The organism is Pseudomonas sp. R25(2017) (assembly GCF_002112565.1).
GTDB classification, from domain to species: Bacteria; Pseudomonadota; Gammaproteobacteria; order Pseudomonadales; family Pseudomonadaceae; genus Aquipseudomonas; species Aquipseudomonas ekonensis.
Genome location: NZ_NEHZ01000022.1, coordinates 13,556 through 38,541 on the forward strand (window position 1 = coordinate 13,556; position 24,986 = coordinate 38,541).

19 protein-coding genes and 2 pseudogenes are annotated in these 24,986 nt (G+C 65.4%); 16 read left to right on the forward strand and 5 right to left on the reverse strand.

The window, feature by feature from the left end; genetic code table 11:
• Window positions 1-17 precede the first annotated feature (17 nt).
• Window positions 18-932, forward strand: a complete 915-nt coding sequence (locus CAG31_RS24500) for a LysR family transcriptional regulator (protein WP_085586046.1) — start codon at window positions 18-20, stop codon at window positions 930-932.
• Between the two features lie 7 nt (window positions 933-939).
• Here the strand turns inward: CAG31_RS24500 and CAG31_RS24505 are convergent, their stop codons facing one another.
• Complete coding sequence (locus tag CAG31_RS24505) at window positions 940-1,194, reverse strand: hypothetical protein (RefSeq protein ID WP_085586048.1); 255 nt, start codon at window positions 1,192-1,194, stop codon at window positions 940-942.
• 153 nt (window positions 1,195-1,347) lie between these two features.
• On the opposite strand from CAG31_RS24505, the gene CAG31_RS24510 reads away from it, so the two are divergent.
• Window positions 1,348-1,665, forward strand: coding sequence for a YqjD family protein (locus CAG31_RS24510; RefSeq protein ID WP_085586050.1), 318 nt, complete (start codon window positions 1,348-1,350; stop codon window positions 1,663-1,665).
• Between the two features lie 39 nt (window positions 1,666-1,704).
• On the opposite strand, the gene CAG31_RS24515 is transcribed toward CAG31_RS24510, so the two are convergent.
• On the reverse strand, window positions 1,705-2,736 hold the full coding sequence (locus CAG31_RS24515) for an Ldh family oxidoreductase (protein WP_085586052.1): 1,032 nt from the start codon (window positions 2,734-2,736) through the stop codon (window positions 1,705-1,707).
• Between the two features lie 209 nt (window positions 2,737-2,945).
• On the opposite strand from CAG31_RS24515, the gene CAG31_RS24520 reads away from it, so the two are divergent.
• A complete protein-coding gene (locus CAG31_RS24520) occupies window positions 2,946-7,715 on the forward strand; it encodes a DUF6543 domain-containing protein (RefSeq protein ID WP_085586054.1) in 4,770 nt (1,589 codons plus the stop codon).
• Window positions 7,716-7,970: 255 nt separating this feature from the next.
• Window positions 7,971-8,972, forward strand: a complete 1,002-nt coding sequence (locus CAG31_RS24525) for a FecR family protein (protein ID WP_085586056.1) — start codon at window positions 7,971-7,973, stop codon at window positions 8,970-8,972.
• Window positions 8,973-9,025: 53 nt separating this feature from the next.
• Here the strand turns inward: CAG31_RS24525 and CAG31_RS24530 are convergent, their stop codons facing one another.
• A complete protein-coding gene (locus CAG31_RS24530) occupies window positions 9,026-11,365 on the reverse strand; it encodes an acylase (protein ID WP_085586058.1) in 2,340 nt (779 codons plus the stop codon).
• Window positions 11,366-11,664: 299 nt separating this feature from the next.
• Between CAG31_RS24530 and CAG31_RS24535 the strand changes: the two genes are divergently transcribed.
• Entirely contained in the window at window positions 11,665-12,042 is a 378-nt protein-coding gene (locus CAG31_RS24535; RefSeq protein WP_085586060.1) for a fe2+ zn2+ uptake regulation protein, read from the forward strand.
• Between the two features lie 18 nt (window positions 12,043-12,060).
• Here the strand turns inward: CAG31_RS24535 and CAG31_RS24540 are convergent, their stop codons facing one another.
• Window positions 12,061-12,249: a hypothetical protein gene (locus CAG31_RS24540; protein ID WP_085586062.1), complete on the reverse strand. Its 189-nt coding sequence runs from the start codon at window positions 12,247-12,249 to the stop codon at window positions 12,061-12,063.
• A gap of 157 nt (window positions 12,250-12,406) precedes the next feature.
• Here CAG31_RS24540 and CAG31_RS28510 point away from each other — a divergent pair, with 157 nt between their 5' ends.
• The 6 genes from CAG31_RS28510 (at window position 12,407) to CAG31_RS24565 (ending at window position 19,857) form a co-directional block, all read left to right on the forward strand.
• A complete protein-coding gene (locus CAG31_RS28510) occupies window positions 12,407-12,547 on the forward strand; it encodes a hypothetical protein (protein WP_170930006.1) in 141 nt (46 codons plus the stop codon).
• Window positions 12,548-12,811: 264 nt separating this feature from the next.
• The gene (locus CAG31_RS24545) at window positions 12,812-14,065 is read left to right on the forward strand and encodes an MdfA family multidrug efflux MFS transporter (protein WP_085586065.1); all 1,254 of its coding nucleotides are present in this window, start codon (window positions 12,812-12,814) and stop codon (window positions 14,063-14,065) included.
• A gap of 9 nt (window positions 14,066-14,074) precedes the next feature.
• Window positions 14,075-15,205, forward strand: a complete 1,131-nt coding sequence (locus CAG31_RS24550; protein ID WP_085586067.1) for an acyl-protein synthase — start codon at window positions 14,075-14,077, stop codon at window positions 15,203-15,205.
• A gap of 1 nt (window position 15,206) precedes the next feature.
• The gene (locus CAG31_RS24555) at window positions 15,207-17,609 is read left to right on the forward strand and encodes an aldehyde dehydrogenase family protein (protein WP_085586069.1); all 2,403 of its coding nucleotides are present in this window, start codon (window positions 15,207-15,209) and stop codon (window positions 17,607-17,609) included.
• 47 nt (window positions 17,610-17,656) lie between these two features.
• Window positions 17,657-18,946, forward strand: coding sequence for a phenylacetate--CoA ligase family protein (locus CAG31_RS24560; RefSeq protein ID WP_085586071.1), 1,290 nt, complete (start codon window positions 17,657-17,659; stop codon window positions 18,944-18,946).
• A complete protein-coding gene (locus tag CAG31_RS24565; protein WP_085586073.1) occupies window positions 18,946-19,857 on the forward strand; it encodes a GNAT family N-acetyltransferase in 912 nt (303 codons plus the stop codon). The genes CAG31_RS24560 and CAG31_RS24565 overlap by 1 nt, the downstream gene beginning before the upstream one ends.
• Window positions 19,858-19,900: 43 nt before the next feature.
• Here the strand turns inward: CAG31_RS24565 and CAG31_RS24570 are convergent, their stop codons facing one another.
• Entirely contained in the window at window positions 19,901-20,434 is a 534-nt protein-coding gene (locus tag CAG31_RS24570) for a hypothetical protein (RefSeq protein WP_085586075.1), read from the reverse strand.
• Between the two features lie 376 nt (window positions 20,435-20,810).
• Between CAG31_RS24570 and CAG31_RS29110 the strand changes: the two are divergent.
• From CAG31_RS29110 to CAG31_RS24590, 5 genes and pseudogenes are all read left to right on the forward strand, one after another.
• Window positions 20,811-21,935, forward strand: a pseudogene (locus tag CAG31_RS29110) (cache domain-containing protein); the annotation flags it as partial.
• A 333-nt stretch (window positions 21,936-22,268) separates the two neighbouring features.
• Window positions 22,269-22,796: pseudogene (locus CAG31_RS29115) on the forward strand (methyl-accepting chemotaxis protein); the annotation flags it as partial.
• Window positions 22,797-22,970: 174 nt separating this feature from the next.
• Window positions 22,971-23,417: a DUF411 domain-containing protein gene (locus CAG31_RS24580; RefSeq protein ID WP_085586079.1), complete on the forward strand. Its 447-nt coding sequence runs from the start codon at window positions 22,971-22,973 to the stop codon at window positions 23,415-23,417.
• The gene (locus CAG31_RS24585) at window positions 23,417-23,851 is read left to right on the forward strand and encodes a YqaA family protein (protein WP_085586081.1); all 435 of its coding nucleotides are present in this window, start codon (window positions 23,417-23,419) and stop codon (window positions 23,849-23,851) included. The genes CAG31_RS24580 and CAG31_RS24585 overlap by 1 nt, the downstream gene beginning before the upstream one ends.
• Window positions 23,852-23,937: 86 nt before the next feature.
• Window positions 23,938-24,978, forward strand: coding sequence for an alpha/beta fold hydrolase (locus tag CAG31_RS24590; RefSeq protein ID WP_085586084.1), 1,041 nt, complete (start codon window positions 23,938-23,940; stop codon window positions 24,976-24,978).
• Window positions 24,979-24,986 lie beyond the last annotated feature (8 nt).

Genomic DNA, 24,986 nt, shown 5'->3' on the forward strand with positions numbered 1-24,986 from the left:
GCCCGCTGCTGAATGATATGAGCCACATGAATATCGCGACCCTCGACCTCAACCTGCTGAAAACCTTCGAAGCCCTCCACGAAGAGTCCAGCGCCAGCCGCGCCGCCCTGCGCCTGGGCGTGACCCAGTCGGCGGTCAGCGCGGCGCTGCGGCGTTTGCGCGAGGTGTACGGGGATCAATTGTTCGTTCGCACCGGCCGGGGCCTGGCGCCGACGCTCAAGGCCAATCAGCTGAAGCCGGTGGTCAGCGATGCGTTGAACAAATGCCGGCAAAGCCTGGCGATGGTCGACCCGGCCGCCGATCAATACGACGGCCGCTCGGTGATCATCGGGCTGTCGGACGATTTCGAGATCGCCTACGGCCGGCGGCTGATCGACGCGATCGCCGACGCTGCGCCGAAACTGCGGGTGATCTTCCGCCAGACCCACAGCCAGATCGTCGCCCGCGCCCTGATGGAGCGCAGCCTCGACCTGGCGATCACCGCCGGCGGGTTTGCCGAGCGGCTGCTCAGCCGTCAGGTGCTGGGTGAAGGGGGGTATGCCTGTCTGGCGGATCCGGCGAGCCTGGCGCCCGGCCAGGGGCAGATCGGTCTGGAGGAGTTTGTCGCCCGCGAGCACCTGCTGGTGTCCTCGGGCGGCTTCATCGGCATCACCGACGAAGGGTTGGCGGCGCTGGGGCTGAGCCGCCGGGTAGGCGCCTCGACCACTCATTTCGCCGCGTTGCCGCACCTGCTCAAGGGCAGCGGCGCCGTGGCGACGATCCCGGCTCATGCCGCCGAGGCCATCGCGTCGCTGAGCGGCCTGGCGCTGCTGCCCTGCCCCCTGGCGCTGCCGCGTTACCCGGTGGAGCTGGGCTGGCGCACCAGCCCCCAGACCGATCCGGTGGTGCTGAAGGTGCGCGAGGCGATCATCGCCTGTTTCGCCAACGCGTGACGGCGGGTTACTTGTTCGCCGCCATCAGCCGGTTGACTTCGCTGCGCACCATGTTGGAGTACTCCGGCGGCGACATGCCGTCCAGCTCCGACCGCACCCACTCGGCCCATTTGCCTTTGCGCTTGGCCCGCTCGCCGAACAGACGCGCGGCTTCGCCCTTGGCCTTGCCCAGGTTGGTCTTCCAGAGTTCGAACAGTCGGGATTTCTCGTCTTCCAGCGCGGCGCGCTCTGCGAGGGATTTGTCGGCCAGATTGAAACTCATCGGAAATTACCTGCTGCATGAAATGGCGACATCTTACACGCTGGACGGAATTCTCCGGCGGCGGTTTTTCTGCCGCAGATGAAATCGCTGCAACTTTTCAGTTTGCGCCACACTCCATTGATCACTGTCCATTCACCTGCAAGGAGTCACCCAATGGCCCGTAGAACCGCCGCGCACACCGCCGAAGACCAGATCAAGGATCAAGCCTTCAGCGACCTTCAGGCCCTGATCGAAGAATCGGAAAAACTGCTCAAGAGCAGCGCCGCGCTGGTCGGCGAAGAAGCGGAGACCCTGCGCGGGCAGATCGCCCAGAAGTTGCAGCAGGCGCGGGACTCGGTCACGAACGTGCGTGCCCGCACGCAACCGGCGGTCGAAGCCACCCAGAACTACATCGGCGGGCATCCGTGGCAGACCGTGGCGATCTCCGCCGGGTTCGGCCTGGTGGTGGGACTGCTGCTCGGCCGTCGCTGAACACGTGGCCAGGGAGCGTGCTCCCTGGCCACAGTCCGTTCAAAGGCCTGCCAATTCGCGCAGCTGCGCCATTGTCGCGCCGTCCAGCACAATCCCCTCGCTCAGCGACCGCGTCCGCTGAAGGTGCCGGCGATCGCCCGGCAAACGCTTGAGCCCCACCCCGTGCATCTGCCGCACCAGTTCCTGGCTGCGCTCGGCGAAGCTCTGCCCCGCCGCCTTGCTGGGGTCGATGACGATCAGCAACTGACCGGTCCACGGGGTTTTCGCGCCCGGATGGTTCGACCAGTCGAACTCGAAGGAGAAGTTTCCGCCGGTCAGCGCCGCCGCCAGCAACTCGACCATCATCGACAGCGCCGAGCCCTTGTGCCCGCCGAACGGCAGCAGCGCGCCGCCGCCCAGGATCGCCTTCGGATCCTGGGTCGGCTGGCCGAGGCTGTCCACGCCCATGCCCGCCGGCAGCTTCTCGCCCTGGCGCGCGGCGATCTGCACGTCGCCATGGGCGATGGCGCTGGTGGCCAGGTCGAACACGATGGGCGCGCCGTCGGCCCGGGGCGCGGCGAACGCGATCGGGTTGGTGCCGAACAGCGGCCGGTCGGCGCCATGGGGCACCACGCAGGTCATGCTGTTGACCACGCTCAAGGCCACCAGACCTTCTTCGGCGAACGGCTCGACATCCGGCCACAGCGCCGCGAAATGATGGGAGTTGCGGATGGCCAGCACTGCGATGCCGGCCGAGCGGGCCTTTTCCACCAGCAACGGCCGGGCGGTGGCCAGCGCCGGCTGGGCGAAGCCGTTGCCGGCATCGACCCGCACGAAGCCGGACGCCACGTCCTCGACCTGGGGCACGGCCCGGCCGTCGACCCAGCCGCTGCTGAGCGTCGAGACGTAACCGGGCATGCGGAACACGCCATGGCTGTGGGCGCCGTCCCGTTCGGCGCCGGCGCAGTTGGCGGCCAGGGTCCGGGCCACTTCGGCCGAGGTGCCGTGACGCACGAAGATGGTTTCGAGCAAATGAGTCAGTTCATCGAGGGACAGGGTGGACGAGACAGCAGGATCGTGTGGCGCAGACATCTGAAGCTCCAGAGTAATTATTGGAGGGAACGACAGCGTTCGGACAACTCGCCCGCCGATTAACCATGCCCCGACGACAGGCTGTCAACCCTTGCGTGGAACGACCGCTGTCTCGGCGGCGTATATAACGGTGTACCACCTGCAACGCGACACGGCACCTAACCTTGACGCTCCATTCACGGCGCCCGCGCCCCGATCGAGTGTCAACGATGACCGCTTCCCCCGCACCGCTGCTGTTTTCCCAGATCCTGGAAACCCCTTCCCTTTGGAAAGAGCTCGGCACGCCGCTCGGGCTGTCCGAAAATGACCTGAAATGGCTGTGCCATGTGGAGTTGGCCAGCCATGAGCGCCGCAGCCGGGAAAGCTCGCCGATGTTCGCTTACCGCATCATGCTCAAGGCCAAAGACGCCCCGGCGGTGCCGCTGGCCGGAAGCTTTGCCTTGGACGGCACGCCTGACGACGCTGCCGCCGTGCTTTACACACCCTTGGGCGGCGTGCGCAAGTTCTTCGATCTGAATGCCCTCACCCTCCACCTGAACGACTACATCCAAACGGCCAAGGAGGACGATCCGCTGCTCGCGCTGATGTCACTCGCGCAACGCAAGCGCCTGGTCTCCGGGCAGCCAGTGCAAGTCTCCTACGCCCTGATCAACGGCGACATCTTCGATGACCAGCGCACGGTGATCGAGCAAGGCCCGGCAGACAACGCCAAGGCCATGCTGGATGAACTGCTGCGGCTCCCCACGCTGGCGGATGCGATACAGGACATGTTCGCCGAGCGGTTGCGGACAGTGTTTCCGGGCATCGACCAGCGCCTGACCCGCGTAAGCTTCCCGGGCGCCCGCTGGCCGGCGCCGATGCCCCTGAGCGAAGCCGCGCTCCTGGTCTATTGTCATCCGCTGGAGCCTGACGCCCAGGTGCGCTTCACCCACCCGTCTCAAGCCTCTGACGCCACGTCGGCGAAAGCCTGGGAGCAATCGCTGACGCAAATCGCCGGCATGCTGCTGCCGCTGCTGTTCGATCGCATGGAGCGATATTGGGACGAGCCTTCGGCAGACGGTCACTCGCGCCGTGAATACTTCGCCCGCGCCTTGGCGCAGCAGGCCTTCAACGACCTTGTGCTCAAGCGGGAGGCCCGCATCATCGACGACGTGCAATTCACGGATCTGCTGCGCTGGATCCGGCCCGACACGGCCATCGGCCCCTCCCGCAGCGTCGCGCTGGAGACCGTACGGTTGTGGGAGAACCCGGCCAGACCGGTGGAACTGGCCGGATCGTTGATGACCAGCCGGACCGAGGCGTTCCTGTATACGCCTTCCCAGGGCCTGCAGGTGCTGAAGGACCATGCGGATCTGAAGGATACGCTGCTGGCCAAGTTCAAGGCCGCCGGGCACGAGGATGAGCTCTACGGGTTATTGAGCCTGGAGGAGCGCCAGCGCTTCCTGGGCTTCAAGTACCCGACGGTTTCCGGCGACGTCATCGCCGGGGACATTTTCAAGGTGCTGTTCGAGGCCATCATCACCAAGCAACGGCAGAACCTCGAATACATCCTGCAGGTGTACCGCCACAGCGACGGCACAGTGAATCTGGAGGCCCTTTACGACAAGGCCCTGGATATCCGCTCAATGGTCGACGAGAGACTCATGGGCCTCGATCCCCGAGGCCGCTGGAGCACCCGGCCGGTCTTGACGGGCAGCCTGCAACCGTCGCAAGTGTTGGCGGATCGGGCGAAGGCCGAGGCCAAGAAGTTCGCCAGCGTGCAGATACCCATCGCCCGGGAGTTTTCCCGTCAGCCACTGGATCCCGCGCAAGATCAGCAGAGCTATCTGCTCGACATGGTGCCGCGGCTCGCCCACGCCCTGTTCGTCGGCCTCAGCGGGGAGGCCTATCTCGCGACCCTCACGGGCAACTTGACGCACCAGGATGAGGAGATCGTCAAAGCGGTGTTCAACGCTGAGCACCCGAACCGGCGCACCCGTCGCGCGGTTGGCGGTTTCAGGCCGGACGCCTACCGCCTGACCCTGCAATACGCCGATGCGATGCACACCGTGCCGCTGGCCAACTGCATCCTGCTGACCGAACGCGGCGGACTCGACGCACAACACTCGGGCCATGCCCTGCTGTGGACGCCGGCCCTGGGCCTGGAAGTGTTCGACACACTCGACCAGGCCAAGGCGGCGCTGAGTCAACGTCTGCAGGACAGCAGCGCACGTCTGACCCTGCTGGAAAACCTCGCGCCGTCCGCCGATCGCTTCCACCGCGACTTCATACTCGGCCCGCTACGGTTGATCGACGGCGACGTGCGGCAAGACCGGGCCGAATCGTCCCTCGACCGGTTCATGGAAGAATGCACCTATTGGCGCGAGCTCAAACCGAAAGCCGCCTCACTGCAGCGCGCCCTGCAGACGCTGGCCGGCTCCCAGCCCCACACGAACCTGCAACGGGCGGCTGCGCTGGCCCGTGCCATCGCCCTGCAACAGACCTTGCCGGCCTGGTTGGGCATGGCTGCCGTCGAGGATCAGCGACTGCAGATCGAACTGCTCGAACAACTGAGGATCCTGGACAACGAAGACTATCTGCACGGACTGCCGTCCTTGACCGACCAGGTGCGCGAAACCCTCAACCGGTTGCTGGCGCGCCGCTTCCCCGGCGCTGGGCTCAATCCGGACGAGATCGAAATCGCCCCGGTGCTGGCATTGGCCGGGCCGGCGTGCAGCCTGACGGAATATGCCCTGCGACATGTCGACGAAACGCAAGGCGACTTCACGGTTGCCCTGCGCTCACTCGAACCTGTGCCGGCCGGCCTGAACCGCCAAGCCATCCGGCAACTGTTGCTCTCGCTCGAGATCCCCGCCACGTTTGCCAGGCAGGTGAGCGAAGCGTTGTCGACCGATGCGTCAGGCGTGCGCAAGCAACGCTTCGCCCGGCAAGTGTCCTGGCAATTGCTTCAGCACGCCCATGCGCTGAAATTGCAGCAATACCTTTCTGCCGTCGCCTTCGACCTCGTGCATCAAGTGCTGGACATGCCGGATGCGGTCGCCCGGAGCCTCGTCCAGGGCGCACATGCCCTGGTGCGCCCGCTGGAGCTGGTCAAGACCGCCGGCGCCGAGCCGGTACAGGCGCTGGGCCTTTACCTGATCGGTCCGCCCCGCGCAATCGCCGGGCCGCAGGTGCTGTATGCGCCTTACCATGCCGAACAGGTGTTTCGCGAGTTCGCCGACGAAGCGGCTGTCATCGCCGCGTTCAACGTGCCCGGCACACTGCAGGATATGCTGGTACGACGCCTGCCCGAGGCCCAGCGATCGGTGTTCGCTTCACTGTTCAAGGACAGTGCCGGACAGACCAGCGAGATGTCCCTGGCTTTCAGCCCCATCGGCGGTAACCTGCTGGATCGGCTGTTCACCGACAACATCCTGCTGCTGGAGCGCTTGATCGCCGGGCGGTCGTTGACCGGCGCACTGCCGGACTGGGAAACCGTCAAACGAATGTTCGGGAAAACCGTCAACCTCCTCGCCATGCTGCTGCCCGGCAAGATCGGCGCCATACCGTTCCTGTGGCAAAGCCTCAAGGATCTGCGACACTCCGTCGAGGCGCTGGAGCACCACCATTGGAAACAAGCGCTGGGCGACATCATCAACGCAGCCGCGCAACTGGTCGTTTTGAGACGCTTGCGCCTGAAATCGCTGTTCGGCCTCCAAGAGGCCGCCGCTGCGGAACCTGCGCCGGCCCTGCCCGATCCGCAGTGGGACAAGATCAGGTCGACGGCGCCGGCCCGTACCTGCCTGAAGGCATTCGAGGCGCCCATGGTGTCCTTGCAGAACCTCAAGCGCGACAGGGTCAGCGGCACCTTTGCGGATCCGACGAGCGTGAAGCGCTACGCGGCGGTGGCCGGCAAGGTGTACCGCGCCGCCCGGTCAGGAATGGGATGGCGTCTCATCGATGACACCCAGGAGGGCCCGGCACTGGAAAGGACGAAATCCGGACTGTGGGCGATCGATCCGAACCAGCATACCGTCCATTACGGCAAGGCCATGTCGAGACTGCTTGACCGGTACGCGAGCAAGCGCGAAGTCGGGCTCAAGATGAACGTCGAAGCCCAGGGCATGGAGCAGATTCGCGCCTGCCATCCGGAAAAGGCCCGCGCGTTGATGCAGGCGGTGTATCTGGCCCGACACTACGCCTTCAACAGCCTGCACAACCTGGCCCAGTTCAAAACAATGGCGTCCGCCCCCCGGCTCGATCGGTTTCTCAAGGAATTCTTCGACCTCAACACCATTGGCACCGATCTGATGGAAAAGATCGCCAATGCCGTTAAGCCGGTCTGCCGGGCGCTGGTGGAGCCGACCGACGACCTGCTCGACACTGAACGTTTCGTCATCGGATCCAGCCGACACGCGGAGGAAAACGTGATTGCATTCGTGGTCGATGTCGATCACCGCAATCGAATTCACTTCACCGAGCACTTCTTCAACCAGGAACTGGACTGTTACAAGTCGGGCCTGACCCAGCCGTTCGACGTCGACTGCCACGCGCAAGCCGCAACGCTGCTCCATGAGCTGGCCCATCAGGTCAGCGGCGCCGTGGATATCGCGTCGCTCGAAGCGCGACGACCGTTCTCGGATCTGATCGCCACCATTACCCACGCAGGGAAGAAAATGCACAAGAATCAGGTGGCGTTTCAGCGTAAAGCCCTGTCCCGCTCCACCCCCAGGGAGCAGTTGTTCACCCGCTGGGAGGATGAAGACAGCGCCTGGATCGACATGGATCAGGAAACGGCCACCAAGCATGTGGCCAAGGCCGTGCTCGCCGCCACATCGAGCCGCACGCTGGATGAGGCACGCACCGCGTTCCTTCACCCGACCAACCCCGTGCCGCGCATCGACACGATCCTGCGCAATGCCGACTCGATCGCCTTCCTCATCTGCGAGATGGGCCGCCAACTGGATCCCGTCCCCCAGCGTCCGGCCGGCCCGGTCTGACGAACGTACGTGCAAACGCGCAGCCCCCCCGAACCTGCGCGTTTTCTGTGATGAGCGCGCCAGACGCGCCGAGCGCCGGCGACTGGACCCGTCTTTTGATCATTTTTTCACGCTGCGTATGAATACTGTTCTCAATACAGCCTGTTTTCAGGATGTCGTACGGGAAAAACGGGCCTCATTGATGGGAATTAGCCATGACGGCTGTTCTCGTCCCCTTCCCGTCAAGGTTAGAATGCAGCAAATCAGGACGACTCGATGACCCAGAACACCCTTTCGGAAGCCGAATACGACGCGATCACCGATGCCGCCGCGCACTGGTGCATGCGCCTGCACGCGGTCGACTGCACGGCCGATGAGCGTCGCGCATTCGAGCAGTGGCGCGATGCCGATCCCGTGCACGCGTTCGAGTACGAGGCGATGCTGGAGATCTGGGACATCGCCGAGCACTTGCCGCGCCCGGAACCCTCCGTGGTCGTGCCCCTCGGCAAACCCGTCCGGACCTGGCGCCAGTACGCCACCGCCGCCTGCTTCAGCGCGCTGGCCGTGCCGCTGGCGGCCTGGGCCGGCTGGAACCTGGGCTGGCTGCCCAACAGCTACCAGCATGTCGAAGCCTCCGGCAATGTCCGCCAGGTCACCTTGAAGGACGGCAGCCAGGTCGAACTGAACCTGAACACCGAACTGACCTACGCCAACTACAAGGACGGACGCCATGTCACCCTGAAAAAGGGTGAAGCGTTCTTCGAGGTCAGCCATGACCCGAACCACCCGTTCACCGTCCGTGCCGGCGAGGGGCGGATCCGTGTCACCGGCACCCGCTTCAACGTCTGGATGTACGAGGATCAGGTGAAGGTGAACCTGATCGAAGGTTCGGTGCTGGTCACCAGCAATGCACAGCTGCCGGGCGACGGCCTGCGCCTGGGGCCGTCGATGCAGGCCCGCTACCATCATGGCGACTTCATGCCGCAGATCAGCCAGACCTACGCCAACGACTGTTCGCTGGCCTGGCGCAGCGGCAAGCTGGTGCTGGACAACCTGTCGCTGACCGAAGCCCTGCCGCAGATCAACCGCTACCTGGCCAAGCCGCTGATGCTCGCCGACAACGCCACCGGCACGATCCGGGTCGGCGGGATCTACAACGTCAAAGAGCTCGACAGCCTCGTGACCTCGCTGCCCAAGGTGCTGCCGGTCTACCTGACCCGCAACCAGGACGGCAATCCGGTCATCAACTCGATGCCGCAGCAACCCCCGAAAAGCTGAAGGCCGTACCCCGCAAAGGGTACGGCCTTCATGCTGCATCCGTTTAGCGGCGCTTACTGCGCCGCCACCTTCCCGGCCTTCTCGTTGGTATCTCGCACCGTCTGCAACCGATACTGCGGATCGGCCTTGATCTGCTGTTCGGTGAACGGCAGCACGCTCCAGCGCTTTTTCGAGAACGCTTCGGTCTGGTCCTTCGAATGCTGCGACGCAGGGTCGCTCGACAGCGAGAACGCCAGCAGCCCTTGGGCATGGGGCCCGTTGTCGTCGAACGTGACCACCTGCAGGTAGCTGGTGCCGCTCACCACCTCCAACCGGCCATCTTCGCGCGGCACGCTCTGGATCGCGTTGTAGATGCCCAGCGTGCCCGGGCCGCCATGGATCGGCGTGTGATGCGCGCCGCTGCTGGCCACTTGCACGTCACCCCAACGGGCTTGCGCCGGCAGGCCCATCTTGGCGACCGATTCGGCGGACGCCTGCATCGCTTCACCCACTGCCTTGGCCACCGCCGGCCGCTCGACCGCCAGACCGCGCGGGGTCGTCTGCGGCTGCTGGGGATCGAACGCGACACGCCAGACGTCCGGCGCTTCCTGCAAGGCCTGCATGATGTTCTGGAAGTGCACCAGCCCAAGGCCCGCATCCAGATCGGCCCGGCCGTTCCAGGCCTTAAGGTCCGCGCACACCGTTTTCAGCGCTTGCCCGTCGGCGCTCGCCTCACAGAACTTCAGCAGATCCGGCATGACCTGGGTCGCCAGGTACACCTGGTCGTCCATCACCATGGCCTGCAGGTCCTGCACCGACAGCTTGCCTTTCTTGCCCAACGAGGCCAGGCGGTCCAGCGCGAAGCGCGAACGCAGGCCCAACGGCTGGCCTTCCTGGCTGATCAGCGGCGAGAACCCGGTCAGCGGCTGGGCCGGGTTGGCCAGCCAAGCCGAATCGTTGGAATGCTGGACGAAGTCCTTGCGCAGCAGCTGCGGCAATTGGCCGGAGGCGTAGATGCCTTGCTGCGCCGCTTTGGGGTCGATGTCCCAGGCGCAGTCGCGGCGCGAGCCGTCGAGCACGATCATTTGCAGGCCCGCACGCGGATCGCTGCATCGGGCCAGTTTGTCGGCACTGACGTTGGGCACCACCGACAGGTTCATGTACAGGGTCTGGCCCTTGTCATCCGACGCCAGGGTGTTGACCCACGGGATGCCCTGGATCTTGTGCACCGAGTCCTGGAAGGCTTTCAGGTCCGCGGCGCGGTTCATCGAATACCACTGGGTCAGCACCCGGTCGTTGCCGAGGTTGGCGTCGCGCAGGCTGTAGGCGTACTGGTTGTCCCAGTCGAGCTTGCCCGGCCACTGCACCACCGGCCCGAACTGCGAGCTGTAGACGTCACGCGTCACCGGCACGACCTGCCCGTCGGCCTGTTTGACCTGCACGGTCAGGGTCTGCTTGCCCATCGGCACCGATTGGCCGTCGAGCAAGTAGCGGGTCGGATCCTTCGGATCGAGCTGCAGACGGTACAGGGTGAAGTGCTTGGACGCGTCGACGGTGTGGGTCCAGGCCAGGTGACGGTTGAAGCCGATATTGATCACCGGCAGGCCCGGCAGGGCCGCGCCCATCACGTCCAGCTTGCCGGGGATGGTCAGGTGCATCTGATAGAAGCGCATGCCGCCGACCCAGGGGAAATGCGGGTTGGCCAGCAGCATGCCGCGACCGTTGAACGAGCGCTCGCTGCCCACGGCCACCGCGTTGCTGCCGCGATCCAGCGCGAAGCGTTGCATGTGCAGGTCGGCCACCCGGTAGGCCCGCGCATCGTCGGCGATCCGGGCGCTCGCCTGAGGCGGTGTGGCGCCGGCCAGGGCCTCGGCGAACTGCCCGACCCCGCCCTCGACCAGCAGACGGCGCGTCAGCTTCACCAGATCCTGGGCCGAAATGTCACGCACCCAATCGCCCTGGCATTGCTGCGGCAGCCCCTGCGGGCGCCGTTCGGCCAGGTATCGGTTGTAGCCGGCGGCATACCCTTCCACCAGGTCGCGCACTTCGGCCGGCTGCGCCTGCCAGAACGCCTGCACGGCCTGCGGGGTATTGAGCCAGGTGAAGAACAGGTCGCTGACGCGGTTCTCCCGTTCCTCGACCGTCAGTTGTTCCGGCCCGAAATAACGCGAACGCTCACCGTTGACGGTGACGATCTCGTTGGCCAGCAGGCACAGGTTGTCTTGCGCGTAGGCATAACCGATGCCGAAGCCGAGGCCGCGCTCGTTCTGCGCGCTGATGTGCGGCACGCCGAAACCGGTGCGGCGGATGTCGGCGCCGGTCTGGGCCGAGGGGCTCAACGCATGGGCGGGCAGACTCAGCCCGAGAAACATACCGGCAAGGGCCAGTCCGGTTAACTGCCTGGAAATAATCACGCTCGCTCCTGATCAAATGCCGAAGAGCAGGTCCGATCGTCTTGCCCGGGCACCGGGACAGACCGGATCCGCTCCGGAAACACCCACGCGTCCACGCGCAATGAGCCTTATCAGAGAACGAGCCCGGTAAAAAAAATTTAATCGGCCCGACGCCCGTTCCGCCCCGTGATGACGGAGAAACAACGAATCGGCGACAAATTTTCTACATTTTGACCTTCATGATTTGGCGTGCTGATTCGTCTTGTTACAGAGAGAGCAGCCACATTTTCCTGATCAGGCTCTGAGAAAGGAGTAATCCCATGTACAACCCACCACTACCAACGGACGGTAGCCTGGCGTCGCAAGGCGCTTCGATGGGCCCCCTCGCGAGCAATTTCGGTCAACGCCCCGAGCGCCACGGCAACGAGCGCATCCGCCTGCTGCTCAAAAGCTTCGGCCTGCGCACCAGCCTGATTCGCCTGAAAGTCATCGACGCCCTGCTGGTCGCCGCCGAGAACGACCGCCGCCTGGGTGTGCGCGGCGTGCACAGCCAGTTGCTGGACCTGGACATTCCCTTGTCCTTCCTCAGCGTGCGCGAAGTGCTCAAACGCCTGTGCACCGAAGGCGTGGTCATCTACAACGCCGACAAGAGCTACAGCCTGCACCCTCAGGCCTGCGCCGTGCTCAACGCCGACTGAGGCCGCCTGCGATCGCCGTCAGGGCTTGACCTTGCGGCGCATCACGCCATTGATCACCACCACGACCACCGCCACACCGATGGCGATGTACTGGAACGTTTTCTCGCCGATCATGCCGGCGTTCTGCAGCCAGGACAGGCCGAGCATGATCGCCAGAACGGCCAGGGCGATCAGAATCGAATATTTCAAGCGTTGCGACTGGGTCATTGCGGGTTCCTGAATCTTGGAATGTATCCGGTTTGTATCGGCTTGCATGCCATGCGCTTACCGTATTGCGGGGATGCGCGGCAGCGGGCGGGGTCTCATGTTACAGCCGATGACGAGTTTTGGCTCGCAGGCGGCCTTAACCATGAGGATTTTCGAAATGCTGCGTCGAATCACCTGGCTGATTCCGGTTCTTGCACTGCTGACCCTCAGCGGCTGCATCATCTTTCCCCACGACGGCTGGCATGGCGGTCACCGTTACTACGCTCCGCAAGGCCCCGGCTATTACTACCATCGATAAGCCCGTCGCCCAGGAGCCTGTCGCGCTCCATTCAACTGTAACCAATTGATGAACACCTGAAGGAATGCCCACGAGGATGTGGGCATTTTTCGTGGGGCACCCGGCCTGAAACGCACCGGAAAAGAAACCGGCCAGCGCAGGAAAGGCCTCTTTGGCAACACGTTGCAAATCGGCCAAACATCGGGTCACACCTGTGGCGTGGCAGCCTCCCGCCCCCGCCCCCTATTCTTTGCGCTCCTCATCGATTGACCGCCATGGACGCGCATGCAAAGAACCCTCATCCCCCTTCGGCCCGTACAGGTGTTCGGCTTTTGCCTGGCCATCACCCTGTTCGAAAGCCTGACCTACCTGGCCAGCGACGTGGTCATGCCCGCGATGTCAGCCGTCACCCGCGAGCTGCAAGCCGATACGCGCCATGTTCCGTATGCCTTTCATCTCTACCTGATCGGCGGCGCCTGCCTGCAATGGCTGATCGGCCCCTTGTCGGATCGGTTCGGCCGACGCCCCGCCCTGCTGGCCGGCTGTGCGCTGTTCAGTGCGGCCTGCGCGGCGGCATGGGCCACCCACAGCATTGAAGCCTTCAATGCCTTGCGCTTTGTGCAAGGCATCGGGTTGGGCTTTGTCGTGGCCGTCAGCTATCCGGCGTTGCAGGAAGCGTTCCGGGAGGCCGACGCCGTGCGCCTCATGGCGCTGCTGGGCAACGTCGCCTTGCTGTCTCCCCTGTTGGGCCCGCTGCTCGGCAGTCTTTTGCTGGAATGGATCGGTTGGCGCGACCTGTTTCTGGGGTTGGGCATCATCGGCGCCGTCGCATGGATCGGGCTCTACCTGTGCATGCCGGAAACGGTCGCCAGCCTGCGGCACGGCCGCACGCCACAGGCTTCATCCCCGTTCTGCTGGCGCCGGATCGGCCGCCGTTACCTGACCTTGCTGCGCAACCGCAGGTTCCTGGGCGCTTGCCTCGCCTTGGGCCTGATGAGCTTGCCGCTGATGGCCTGGATCGGGCTGGCGCCGCTGCTTTTGGTAGAGGTTTCAGGCCTGTCCACCCGAGCGTACGCGCTGTGGCAGATACCGGTGTTTTGCGCAGTCATCGTCGGCAACCTGATCCTCGACCGCTTGCTGGCGAGCCGCGACCTGACCGCCGTGATCCGCCTTTCGCTCTGGCCCTTCTGCCTTGGACTCCTCATCCTGGCCGGCGCAGCCGCGACCTCGCCCTCGGTGGTCTGGCTGATCGGCGGGCTTTCGGTCTACGCCCTCGGCGTGGGCATGAGCAACGCCGCCCTGTATCGCCTGGCGCTGTTCTCCAGCGATGACAGCAAAGGCCTGGTGTCCGCCGCCGCCGGCATGCTGTCCATTGGCGTCATGGGAGCCGGCGGCGCCCTCATCGTCGCCGTCGGCGGCGGCACCCGGCTGGCCTCCTTTGCCCTCTGGGCCGCGCTGGGCGGCCTGCTCAGCCTGCCCCTGCTCCACCGTTTCCTTCGCGGCCAGCCAAACGGCCGAACTTCTGCGGCACCACAATAAGGACAATCCGTGTTCCATTTCCCCCACAGCGATGCGCTCTGCGCGTTGACGCAGCCCTATTGCCCGCAATCCGTACCGCCGGGCCTGTTCGACCGGGCCATGGCCGAAGTCTCGCGGTTCCATGCCCGGCACACGCCCGGCTATGAATCCTGGCTCCAGGCCAACGGCCTGACCGTCGCGGATCTGGACAGCCTCGATGACTGGTCGCGGCTGCCGCCGGTGTTCGCCAACTTCTTCAAGCGCCGCATGCTGCTTAGCCCGACCGGCGAAGACGCCCTGGAACTCACCTCGTCCGGCACCCGCGGCCAGAAAAGCCGCATGCGCTATGACCGGCGCAGCCTGGAGGCCGCGCAGTTCATGGTCGGCCGGATCTTCAGCCATTACGGGTGGGACACGCCGCACGCGCCCTGCAATTACCTGCTGCTCAGTTACGAGCCCCAGGGCCGCATCAGCCTGGGCACCTCCTACACCGATCAGTTCCTGTGCCGGTTCGCCCCGGCCCACCGGGTGGCCTACGCCTTGCGCCCGACCGCCGACGGCCATCGCTTCGATCTGTTCGGCGTCGTCCAGGCGCTGCAGTCGTTCGCCGAGGAAGGCCTGCCGGTGCGCATCCTGGGCTTTCCCGCGTTTCTCTGGCAAGCGTTGCAGCACATGAGCGCCCAGGGCCTGCCTGACCTGCAGCTGCCGCCGGACTCGTTGGCGTTCTTCGGCGGCGGCTGGAAGGCCCGTGCCAGCGAAGAGATCCCCAAACAGCAGTTCTACCGACGCATTCAGCAACAGTTGGGCATCACGCCGGCCCGCTGCCGCGACGGCTACGGCGCGGTCGAGCACGCGGTGCCCTACATCGAATGCGCCCGGCACCGCTTTCATGTGCCGGTGTACGCCAAGGCGTTCGTGCGCGATCCGGCGGACTTGCGCGTCCAGCCCTACGGCCGTCCGGGCCTGCTGGGCTTCGTTTCCCCCTACATCACCTCAAGCCCGGCCCATGCCGTGGTCATGAGCGACCTCGCCACCCTGCACCCCGGCGCCGACTGCGGCTGCGGCCTGACCGGCGACTGGTTCGAACTGCACGGACGCGCCGGCACCAGCCCAGGCAGAAGTTGCGCCATGGCCGCCGCCGAACTGTTGGAGACCCACTGACATGTACCTGATCAACGGACACCTGCGCGACGACTGCACCCTCAGCGACGCACTCGAATACCTGCGCACCGAACTGCCGCAACGCCTGGCAACCGCAGTGCGATCAACGACCGTGATCGCCGCAGCCGCCGCCCTTGCCGAACGTCTGCGGGACGTCTCTGCCCTGCCGATCCTGGAAGCCGAGCAACGCCAGGCGCTGATCGACTTCTGCCAGCCGTCGGCGCTGCGCGAAAAAGTCGAGCGCGAGCTCGGCGAGCAACCGGACTCCTTGCGCCGCACCGACTACCGGCAATCGCGCTTTGAACGCTGGAGCCCGCTGGGCCTGGTGGTTCACATCACCCCCGGCAATGCGCCGCTGCTGGCCTTCTGCGCCGTGGTCGAAAGCCTGCTGGCCGGCAACGTCAACTGGTTGCGCCCCAGCGCCAGCGACACGGGACTGACCGCACAACTGCTGCACGCGCTGGTGCACTGCGCCCCCGACGGCCTGCTCGCCGGCCATGTGGCGGTACTGCCGGCCACCACCGCGCAAACCCGCGAGCTGTGCCAATGGGCCGACGGCGTCTCGGCCTGGGGCGGCGAAGCGGCGTTGCAGGCGATCAGCCGACAGTTGCCGCCCGGCTGCCGCTGGATCGACTGGGGTCACCGCATCAGCTTCGCGTACCTGACCCCGGACAGCGCCTCGCCGGCAGCATTGGAGGCGGTGGTCGACGAAGTCTGCCGTCTCGACCAACAGGCCTGCTCCAGCCCGCAATGGCTGCTGGTGGACAGCGACGATCCGGCGCTGCTGCAGCGGATCGGCGCGGCGCTGGCCCAGGCGTTCGAACGCCGCTCGCAGCACTGGCCGATCCTTGAGCCGACCCTTGAGGAGGCGTCGGAAATCACCACCGTGACGGCGATGGCCCGGCTGGGCCGGCATTTCGCCGCAGAGACCGGCCACGTCTGGGACGGCCGGCATTGGCGGGTGATCTGGAGCCACGACCAGCCGCTGACACCGTCGCCGCTGTTTCGCACCGTGCACCTCTGCCCGGTGCCCCGTGCGCAGCTGACTGAAACCCTGCTGCCGTGGCGCAACAGGCTGCAAAGCTGCGCGCTGCAGTGCGCCGAACAGGACGTGGCCGACCTGTCGCGCCGGCTGCTCACCGCCGGCGTCACCCGCCTTGCGCCGGCCCCGTCCATCCATGACGGCTACCCCGGCGAACCCCACGATGGCGTCTACGCCTTGCAGCGCCTGAGCCGACGAGTGTCGGTCAGCCTGACCGCGGCCCTGTCGGGCAGCCGCACCACGCTGGATGAGGGGCCCGCCGCGCCGCCGCCCGGCGAGCGGCCGATCCTGTCCAAGGACGCCTTCACCCAGCGACCGGTCGACCCGGCGGCGCAGCTGTACTTTCGCTCCGGCGGCAGCAGCGGCGCCCCGGCGCTCGCGGGTTTCAGCCACCGCGACTTCCGCCGGCACATGCGCGCCACCGCCGACGGTTTGTTTGCGGCGGGCCTGGAACCGGCCCGCGACCGGGTGATGAACCTGTTCTTCAGCGGCGGGCTGTACGGCGGATTCTTCAGTTTCGCCAAGGCCCTGGAACTGCTCGACGTCACCCACCTGCCCATGGGCGCCCCGGCCGATGACGATTACCGCGAAATCGTGGACTTGATCATTCGCCTGCGGGTGACGGTGCTGGTCGGCATGCCCAGCACCCTGCACCGCCTGTTTCTCGACGGACAGGAACGCCTGCGGGCCTACGGCGGCCTGGAAAAGGTGTTCACCGGCGGCGAGCACCTGAGCGAGCCAAGCCGAGCGCTGATGCGCAGCTGCGGGGTCTCGCTGATCCGCTCGGCCATTTACGGCAGCGTCGACGCAGGCCCCTTGGGGCACGCCTGCCGCGCCACGGGCGATGGCATCTTTCATCTGATGAGCGAGACCCAACAGTTGGAGATCGTCGCGTTCGATGCCGACCGGCCGGTGGACGGTCAGGAGCCCGGGCGCCTGCTGTTCACCTCGATCGGGGCTCAGAGCCAGGACGTGCAACGCTATGACATCGGCGACAGCGGACGCTGGGTGCCAGGCCGTTGTGCCTGCGGTCTGGTTTCGCCGCGCTTCGAGCTGCTGGATCGCCACGGCAAGCTCATTCGCATCGGCACCGACTTCATCTCCCTCGCCGAGCTTGCGCAGCACCTGCAGACGGCGTTTCAGGTGCTGCTCGACCATGCCCCCGACGGCCTCGAACGCCTGCGGATCCGCAGCGAACGGCCGGTCGAGGATGCCCGCCAACGACTGCTGGGCTACCCGATCCTGGCGACCTTGATCGACACCGGATTGCTGACGCTGGAGATCGAAAGGTGCCCCGCCGAGCGGTTCACCCGCAACCGGCACAGCGGCAAGACGCCATTGCTGATCGACTCGCGCCGCTGATGGCTGGCGCAGCGCTCACTCTCCCTGAATCCACTGTCGAGAACATTATGCTGAGCACTTCAACGCTGAACGGGCTGGTGACGTTCGCCCGTCGGCATTCGCGCTACTACCGACTGCTTCATGCAGACGCCCCCCGGGACTTCGGTTCACTGTCTCAACTGCCGGTCGTCGATCCCGGCGAATACTGGAAAGACGCTCAACACCTTGACCGCTGGCCGGTGCTGACGGGTGAGGCAGACGGCGCCCTGGTGTTCAAGACCGGCGGCACCACCGGCGACGGCAAGCTGTCGGTGTTCAGCCGTGACGAATGGCACATGCTGACCCGGGACTTCGGCCGCAGCCTGGCCCTGCAACTGAACCACGGCGACCGGGTGGCCAACCTGTTCTTTGTCGGCGATCTGTATGCCAGTTTCATTTTCGTCCACGATGCCCTCGCGCACGTCGGAACCGCCATCACCGAGTACCCCTTCACCGGCAGCGTGGATCCGGCGCCCCTGGCCGAGGCGGTCGTGCGCAATCGGATCAACGTATTGGCTGGCGTGCCCGCGCAACTGCTGACGTTCGCCGCCTGGCTCGCCGGCCGGGGCCAGACGCTTGAGGGCGTCACGGCCTTGCTCTACGGCGGCGAAAGCGTATTCGCCGGCCAGCGGCGATTGCTCGAACGGGCCTTTCCCCGGGCTCGCGTGGCGTCCATCGGTTACGCCAGCGTCGATGCCGGGCTCATCGGCACCCGCCACCCCGATTGCGCGATGGATGAACACCGCACGCCGGACGGCCACAGCCTGCTGGAGATCCTCGATGAGGAAACGGGCGAAGCGATCGAAGCCTGCAACCGCCCCGGCCGGCTGGTGGTCACTAACCTCACCCGCCGCCTGATGCCGTTGATCCGCTATCCGGTCGGCGACCGCGCCTGCTGGCGGGAGCCGCCCGGAACGCCGCAGCGCAAATTCGCGCTGACGGGCCGCAGCAGCGACAGCCAGCGGGTGCGGGTCGGCATCCTGAGCCTGGAGCCGCACGCCATCGGCGAGTGCGTGCGGCGCATCACCGCCAGTGACGATTGGCAGCTGCTCATCGAGCAATGCGAAGGCCGGGACTTCGTCAGCCTGAACTGGGTGCCGGACACTTCAAAGCCGGATGTCGGGACCGCCGGACAATCGCTGCGCGATGCGCTGACCGCACAGAACCCGCAGATCGAACGGTTGATCGCCGACGGTTTGCTGGAGCTGCGCATCGGCCGCTGCACGGTGCAGCAGTTGCTGCGCCATCCGCGCTCGGGCAAATGCCGGCGGGTGGTGGATCTGCGCCCCTACCAAAATCAGCCCCAGGAGCAGCCGTGATGGAGCCGGTCACTCTGCGGCGCTACCGCAGCGACGATGCGGCCGCCGTGACTCAGTTGTTCCGCGAGGTCTACGCACACCATTACGTTCAACCCCAGGTGTATCTGCCCCGCATGATCACCCAGAACCAAACGGATGGCCGCTGGCACTCCCTGCTGGCGGTGAGCGCTGACCGGGTGGTGGGGCATGCGGCGCTGATCCGCGACGAGGGCGGGCGCACCGCCGAACTGGCGCTGAGCGTGGTGCACCCCGATGCCCGCGGCCGAAGCATCGCGACACGGCTGGGCCGGGAGCTGTTGACCCAAGCCGAGGCCATGGGCTACCGGGGCGTGACGATCAAGCAAGTGACCCGGCACCCCTACACCCAGCGCATGGCCGAGACGCTGGGTTTTCACGGCACCGCCCTGTTTGCGGACTACGCGCCCTCGCCCGTCGGCGATCCGGAACCGGAGTCCGTCGTCATCGGTTACCGGCCCCTCGCCGGCCATCGGCGGCCTCTGCCTGCACAACGTTGGCCACACAGTTCTCGGCGCCTCATGCAGCACCTGTGCGATGTCTTCGGCACGGATCACCGAGCGGAGCCCTGGGTCGGACCCGCGGCACGCCTGCGCTTGCGCGGCGACCGCTACGATGGGGTGTTTGAGGCGCTCGACGCGGAGTTGGCCCGGCAGTTGATCGGCCTCCCGGAACGCTGGCGGATTTCCCTCAGGCTCAGGTTGGGGCAGGACTTCGCCTCGGATCTGCAGACCCTGTCGCAGGCCGGGTTCGTGTTTTGCGGCGTGACGCCGGATGACGGGAGCAACGGCTGGCTGGCGCTGTTCCACCGGGGCGTTCGGCAATGCGCGCTGACATTGCACTGCCCTTACATGCAGGGTCTGCAGGACGACCTGCAGCGGAGCGCCCGGCCTTGACGCAAAAAAGGCCCGCCTTGAGGGGGCGGGCCTTTGTCGTTCGTCACGCCTTGGCGTTGACGCCCTTGTCGCTCGGAAGGGCACGTTCGCCGCCCTGTCCGTACGTCTTCAGGTTCTGCAGCACGTAAATGGCTTTCTTGTATTCCGGAATCAACCCGTTGGCGTACTTGTTGCCCTTGAGGTTGTTGTTCTGGATGGTGTCCAGTTGGGTGGCAAAATACTCCAGTGCGTTGAACTTGGCATCCGGATCCTTCTGGACGCCGAAGCGGTCGAACTTGTCGCCGGCGTTGAGCAAGGTCATCGCGGTGATGTCGGAGATCAGCCCGCGGCTGCGCAGGAACGTGCTCAGGGTGCCCAGTTGCTTGGGCGAAACGTTTTCCGGATCGAACCCCTTGATGTTCTTGTGCAGGCGCTGCCTGTCCATCTCCGCCGTGTTGAGCGCGGTGGGGTCGTTGCCCACCAGGGCGAGCATCTGCTTGACCTTGACGCTTTGGGAGACGGGCTTGCTCGATGAACGGGTGTCTCTGACCAACAAGCCTGCCTTGCTTTGCCAGGCGCCGGTATAGCCGACGGTCATGATTGGGCTCCTTGCGGGATGAACATGGAAAGTCCTTGGTGAACGACTTGATTGGACGCGAGTATCGGCCGGCAAAGTGATAGCACCAACCGTTTTCTGTCCTTTTTTACAATTCTTGTACATTCTTGACACAAATGACGGACACCCCGAATCCATTGACCCAGAGCGGCATAAGCGAACGGCGGAAGTAGTTATTTTGCTCTAACGTACGGTTCGGTTAGTTTCTCTGTAACAGTTCGGATACGCCCGTTTGTCGCCCACTGCCGTTCTGGCACGAAAGTACCTAAAGCTTCGCGAAACGCCGACGATAGCTAAGGACACCTGCGTGTTTTTTTCGCTGCCCACAATAAGAATCGCCGCTCAAGGACTGGTCTTCATGCCCGCATTCCGCACCATTCAGGCTCGCTACACGTTGTTTCTGGTTCTATTCATCCTCTTGCTCTCTGTGTTGACCGTGGTCGGCATCAGTCAGTTGGTCGCGCCCAAGCTGCGCCAGACCGAGGAGCAAGTGGCGCTCAACCGGATCGCCGAAGTCGCCGAACAGATCCAGGGCGAACTGAACAAGGTCCAGGCCCAGCAACGCAGCATCACCCAGACCGTCCCCCTGCTCGACAGCGCGGCCATCGACACGGTGCTGCCGGGCCTGGTGGATCAGTACGGCGAACTCAAGGTGTTCGGCGGCGGTATTTGGCCGCTGCCGGGCCAGCGTGAGGCCGGACGCAACAAATTCAGCACGTTCTGGCACCGCGACGCCTCGGGCAAACTGGCTGTGAACACCTTCTGGAACAGCGACGCGGCCCCCAACTACTACGACCAGAGCTGGTACAAGGGCGGCATGCAGACCCCGCGCGGCCAGTGCGCCTGGGCCGCCGCCTACAAGGACGACGCCAGCGCCGAGCCGCGCACCAACTGCGCCATGGCCATCCAGAAGAACGGCGCGGCCTGGGGCGTGTCGACCATCGACGTGACGCTGGGCTTCTTCAACGACCTGGTGGCGCGCAAGGAAAAGGACCTCAACGCGCAAATGCTGATCGTCGAGGCCGACGGCAAGATCATCAGCAACAGCTCGCGCATCAGCGGCCCGATCGTGCTCAAGAACATCAGCGAGCTGAATTCGCCCTTCGCCAGCCAGGTCAAGGCCGGCCTGCAGCAGCGCGACCGGACCCAGCGCAGCGAGTTCGACGACAACGGCGAAGCCAGCACCTTCTTCATGCGCCCGATCGAAGGCACCCCGTGGTTCCTGGCCACCGCCCTGCCGACAAGCACCATCACCGCCCAGCGCGACGACGTGCTCGGCACCCTGAGCCTCTTGCAGATTCCGTTGGTGATCCTGCTGGTGCTGTGGCAGGTCTATGCCATCCGCCAACTGATTCAGCGCATGAAGGCCCTCAAGGCCAACATCGATTCCCTGTCCAGCGGCGACGCCGACCTGACCCGGCGCATCACCATCCGCGCCGAGGACGAACTGGGGGCCATCGGCCATTCGGTCAATGCGTTCATCGCCTATCTGCAGAACATGATCGGCGAAGTGACCCAGGCCACCGGCGCCATGGCCTCGAGCCTGGACAACCTGCAACGCACCTCCGCGCATACCAGCCAGATCCTGTTGCGCCACGCCTCGGAAACCGACCAGACCGTCACGGCCATCAATGAAATGAGCTCCACCGCCGAAAGCGTCGCGCAGAACGCCGCCGAGACCGCCGCGTTCACCCGCCGCGCCAACGAGAACGCCGACCGCTCGCGGGTCGTCGTCGGCGAAGCCTCCGGCAGCGTGGTGGCGCTGATCGACGAAGTGGCCAGCGCCACCCACAAGGTCGAAAGCATGCAACAGGACGCCCAGCGCATCACCGAGATCCTCGGGGTGATCGGCGCCATCGCCGGCCAGACCAACCTGCTGGCCCTTAACGCCGCCATCGAAGCGGCCCGCGCCGGCGAGCAGGGCCGCGGCTTTGCCGTGGTGGCCGATGAAGTCCGTGCCCTCGCCGCCCGCACCCAGGCCAGCACCTCGGAAATCAACGAAATGCTGACCCGCCTGACCCAGGGCGTGAGTTCGTCGGTCAGCGCCATGGAAAACACCCAGGCCAGCTGCCAGTCGGCCGCTGACGCCACCGCCCGGGTCAACGCCGGGCTGGACGAGATGGCCGGCTCCGTCGGCCACATCAACAGCCTCAGCGCCCAGATCGCCACCGCCGCCGAACAGCAAAGCGCCGTGACCGAAGAGATCAACCGCAGCATGGTGCAGATCCGGCAGATGGTCGACGAACTGGTGCAGAGCGGCCAGGCCAGCGAACTCAACACCCGCCAGCTGGCAGAGGCGAACGGCCGGGTGAGCGCGATCATGGGGCGGTTCAAGGTGCGGTGAACCTTGCGCGGCTGACGGATTTGTCATCTGGCGCTCAGCGGGCTGACAGCCTTGATCTAGGATCATGCTGTCAGCCCGCTTCGTATTAATTGGAAACACTCCGTTGATGCCGAGCCGGAAAAACCGGTCAGAATGCGTTCCTTTTCTGGCCGTCACCCGAGTCGAGAACCTGCCATGCCAAACCTCCTGCGTCTGACCGCCCTGGGCGTCCTGCTCTTCTCTTCCCTGGCCCAGGCCGCCGACCTCATCCCGATCGAAGTCCACCGCGACGCCAACTGCGGCTGCTGCAAGAAGTGGGTCAGCCACCTGGAGGCCAACGGCTTCAAGGTCGAGGATCATGTCGAGTCCGACATGAGCGCCTTCAAGCAACAGCACGGCGTACCGCCGCGCCTGGCGTCCTGCCACACGGCGATCCTCAACGGCAAGTTCGTCGAAGGCCACGTGCCCGCCGAACAGGTGCGGGCCCTGAGCCAGCGCGACGACCTGCTCGGCGTGGCCGCACCGGGCATGCCGATGGGCTCGCCGGGCATGGAGATGGACGGCATGAGCGACGCCTATCAGGTCATCGGCCTGAAAAAGGACGGCACTGATGTGGTGGTGGCGGACTACCCGGCCCACTGATGGCCACGGCGTACGTCGGGCTGTTCCTGGCCGCGTTCGGGGCGGCGACCTTGCTGCCCCTGCAATCGGAAGCGGCGCTGGTGGGCCTGCTGGCCAGCGACCGCTACTGGCTCTGGGGCCTGCTGGCGGTGGCGACGGTGGGCAACGTCCTCGGCTCGCTGGTGAACTGGTGGCTGGGACGGGGGCTTGAGCGGTATCAGGACCGGCGCTGGTTTCCGGTCAGCCCACGGCACATGGACCGCGCCCGTACCCACTACCGGCGCTTCGGTCGCTGGTCGCTGCTGTTCAGCTGGCTGCCGGTGATCGGCGATCCGCTGACGCTGGTGGCGGGCGCCATGCGCGAACCGCTCGCTCGTTTCCTGCTCATCGTCACGTTCGCCAAGGGCGCCCGCTACGGGGTGCTGGCCCTGCTGACCCTGGGCTGGGCCGGTTGAACGTTCCCGTGCGGGTATTGCCTGTGTTTAACGTCGCCCTAATCCGGCCGTTCCAGCATCGGCCGATTTCCACCGGAGTCCGTCCCATGCCCGTCCCGCTCCGCCGCTGGTTGCCCGGCCTGTTCCTGAGCACCGCCCTGCCGTTGACTGCCCTGCCATTGACCGCACTGGCCGAAGCCCCGCAGTACGGCCCCGAACTGCAAGGTTTCGAATACCCCTACGCGCTCAAGCACTTCGCCTTCCAGTCCCAAGGCCAATCCCTGCAGATGGGCTACATGGATGTCGCCGCCCACGGCAAGGCCAACGGGCGCACCGTGGTGCTGATGCACGGCAAGAACTTTTGCGGCGCCACCTGGGACGGCTCGATCAAAGCCCTGAGCGACGCCGGCTACCGGGTGATCGCCCCGGACCAGATCGGCTTCTGCACCTCCAGCAAACCCGCGCAGTACCAGTTCACGTTCCAGCAACTGGCGGCCAACACCCAGCAATTGCTCAAGGCGCTGGGCGTGCAGAAAGCCACGCTGCTGGGCCATTCCACCGGCGGCATGCTGGCCACCCGCTACGCCTTGCTTTACCCCGACCAGGTCGAACGGCTGGCGCTGGTCAACCCCATCGGCCTGGAAGACTGGAAAGCCCTCGGCGTCCCTTACCGCACCGTGGACCAGTGGTATCAGCGCGAACTGAAGGTCACCGCCCAAGGCATCCGCGACTACGAGCGCAGCACCTATTACGGCGGCCGCTGGAAGCCTGAGTTCGACCGTTGGGTGGACATGCTCGCGGGCTTGAGCAACGGCCCGGGCAAGACTCAGGTCGCCTGGAACTCGGCGCTGATCTACGACATGATCTTCACCCAGCCCGTCTACTACGAGTTCAAGGACCTGAAGATGCCGACCCTGCTGCTGATCGGCACGTCGGACACCACGGCCATCGGCAAGGACATCGCTCCGCCGCCGGTGAAAGCCCGGATCGGCCGTTACGACGAGCTCGGCAAACAGGTCGCCCGGCTGATCCCGCAGTCCACGCTGGTGGAGTTCCCGGGCCTTGGCCATGCGCCGCAGATGGAAGAGCCCGCGCAGTTCCACCAGGCGCTGCTGGGCTGGCTGGACAACCCCCCTCCCGTTCGTTGAAGAGGTAA

Bases quoted from the DNA above. Each gene is read 5' to 3' on its own strand.
- CAG31_RS24500 (WP_085586046.1), top strand. From the start codon at position 18: ATGAGCCACATGAATATCGCGACCCTCGACCTCAACCTGCTGAAAACC.
- CAG31_RS24505 (WP_085586048.1), bottom strand. From the start codon at position 1,194: ATGAGTTTCAATCTGGCCGACAAATCCCTCGCAGAGCGCGCCGCGCTG.
- CAG31_RS24510 (WP_085586050.1), top strand. From the start codon at position 1,348: ATGGCCCGTAGAACCGCCGCGCACACCGCCGAAGACCAGATCAAGGAT.
- CAG31_RS24515 (WP_085586052.1), bottom strand. From the start codon at position 2,736: ATGTCTGCGCCACACGATCCTGCTGTCTCGTCCACCCTGTCCCTCGAT.
- CAG31_RS24520 (WP_085586054.1), top strand. From the start codon at position 2,946: ATGACCGCTTCCCCCGCACCGCTGCTGTTTTCCCAGATCCTGGAAACC.
- CAG31_RS24525 (WP_085586056.1), top strand. From the start codon at position 7,971: ATGACCCAGAACACCCTTTCGGAAGCCGAATACGACGCGATCACCGAT.
- CAG31_RS24535 (WP_085586060.1), top strand. From the start codon at position 11,665: ATGTACAACCCACCACTACCAACGGACGGTAGCCTGGCGTCGCAAGGC.
- CAG31_RS24540 (WP_085586062.1), bottom strand. From the start codon at position 12,249: ATGACCCAGTCGCAACGCTTGAAATATTCGATTCTGATCGCCCTGGCC.
- CAG31_RS28510 (WP_170930006.1), top strand. From the start codon at position 12,407: ATGCTGCGTCGAATCACCTGGCTGATTCCGGTTCTTGCACTGCTGACC.
- CAG31_RS24545 (WP_085586065.1), top strand. From the start codon at position 12,812: ATGCAAAGAACCCTCATCCCCCTTCGGCCCGTACAGGTGTTCGGCTTT.
- CAG31_RS24555 (WP_085586069.1), top strand. From the start codon at position 15,207: ATGTACCTGATCAACGGACACCTGCGCGACGACTGCACCCTCAGCGAC.
- CAG31_RS24560 (WP_085586071.1), top strand. From the start codon at position 17,657: ATGCTGAGCACTTCAACGCTGAACGGGCTGGTGACGTTCGCCCGTCGG.
- CAG31_RS24565 (WP_085586073.1), top strand. From the start codon at position 18,946: ATGGAGCCGGTCACTCTGCGGCGCTACCGCAGCGACGATGCGGCCGCC.
- CAG31_RS24570 (WP_085586075.1), bottom strand. From the start codon at position 20,434: ATGACCGTCGGCTATACCGGCGCCTGGCAAAGCAAGGCAGGCTTGTTG.
- CAG31_RS24580 (WP_085586079.1), top strand. From the start codon at position 22,971: ATGCCAAACCTCCTGCGTCTGACCGCCCTGGGCGTCCTGCTCTTCTCT.
- CAG31_RS24585 (WP_085586081.1), top strand. From the start codon at position 23,417: ATGGCCACGGCGTACGTCGGGCTGTTCCTGGCCGCGTTCGGGGCGGCG.
- CAG31_RS24590 (WP_085586084.1), top strand. From the start codon at position 23,938: ATGCCCGTCCCGCTCCGCCGCTGGTTGCCCGGCCTGTTCCTGAGCACC.